1 protein-coding gene is annotated in these 1,484 nt (G+C 47.4%); it reads right to left on the bottom strand.

The window, feature by feature from the left end:
• On the bottom strand, window positions 1-1,393 hold a 1,393-nt coding region (locus ACYVK3_RS21715), incomplete at its 3' end, for a nucleoprotein (RefSeq protein WP_460499443.1).
• Window positions 1,394-1,484: the final 91 nt, after the last annotated feature.

Raw genomic sequence — 1,484 nt, 5'->3', positions numbered from 1 at the left:
GCACGATCGGGTTCGTTGCCTTTTCGTCTGAGAGCTCGAAGACTCCCCGCCCCTGGAAGGACACATCTTCTGGTCGGGCATTTTCCATCATTCTTATGATTTCAGTCCTCATGTCAGATGTTCTGCCCTCAGTATTTCCTGTGAATGCTGCCATAATGGTCGCTCTTTCGAAGGGAAGATTTCTCTGTACTGAGAAAGTAGGTTGCACACTGATTTGTCCTGCGGATGCTCTCTGTTGGTTGGTGTTTCCTCCACTCCTGGTTCTTATAGCCCAATATCTGCTTCTCAGTTCAAGAGTGCTGGAGTCCATTGTTTCCATGTTCTCATTTGAAGCAATTTGAACTCCTCTGGTGGATAGTTGTCCTCTTGGGACTATTCTCGTCCCTCTGATGAAACTTGAGACTCTTAGGTCCTCAAATGCTGCAGAATGGCATGCCATCCACACCAATTGACTCTTATGTGCTGGATTCTCATTTGGTCTAATGAGACTGAAGACCTGGCTGTTTTGGAGCAAACGGAAAGGATCTATTCCAACTAGAGAATATCCTTCTCTCTCAAAGTCATATCCACTAGCCACAGCAAGTCCGTACACACAAGCAGGCAGGCAGGACTTATGGGCCACTGATCCTCTCAGGATGAGCGCAGATCGTGCCAGAAAGATGAGATCTTCAATTTCAGCATTCCCAGGATTTCTGCTTTCCCGCACCTGGTCCATCATTGCTCTTTGTGCTGCTGTTTGGAATTTCCCTTTGAGGATGTTGCACATCCTCTCATATGCAATCCTTGTTCTTCGTCCATTTTCTCCTCTCCAGAAATTCCGATCATTAATCCCTCGTTTTATCATCCGAATTAGTTCCATCACCATTGTCCCGATTCCCTTTACTGCTGCGCCCGCAGCTCCAGATCTCCTCGGGAGGGTTGATCCTTGCATCAGAGAGCACATTCTGGGGTCCATCCCAGTACGCACGAGAGCTCTAGTTCTCTGGTATGTGGCATCATTTAGGTTGGAATGCCAGATCATTAGGTGAGTGAGACCAGCAGTCGCGTCTTCTCCATTGTTCGCTTGGCGCCAGATCCTCCTGATCTCCTCTTTGTCATACAGAATCAGCTCTCTCATCCATTTCCCGTCTCTCCTTCGATAAATTGGACCTCCAGTTTTCTTCGGGTCTTTCCCAGCACTGGGATGTTCTTCCAAGTATTTGTTCCTCCTTTCATCAAATGCAGAGAGCACCATTCTCTCTATTGTCATGCTGTTCTGGATCAGCCTTCCTTCATAGTCGCTGAGTTTGAGTTCAGTACACATCTGTATGTAAAACCTCCCAATTCCACCAACCATTCTTCCAACGGATGCTCTGATCTCAGTGGCATTCTGGCGTTCTCCACCAGTTTCCATCTGTTCATAAGATCGTTTGGTGCCTTGAGACGCCATGATGTTGATGTCACTCAGTGAGTGATTATCTACCCTGCTTTTGCTGATCACGCGT

The organism is Glycomyces tarimensis (genome assembly GCF_054776215.1).
Note: the sequence above shows the minus strand (reverse complement) of the source record. Positions and strands in the feature narration are given on the sequence as shown.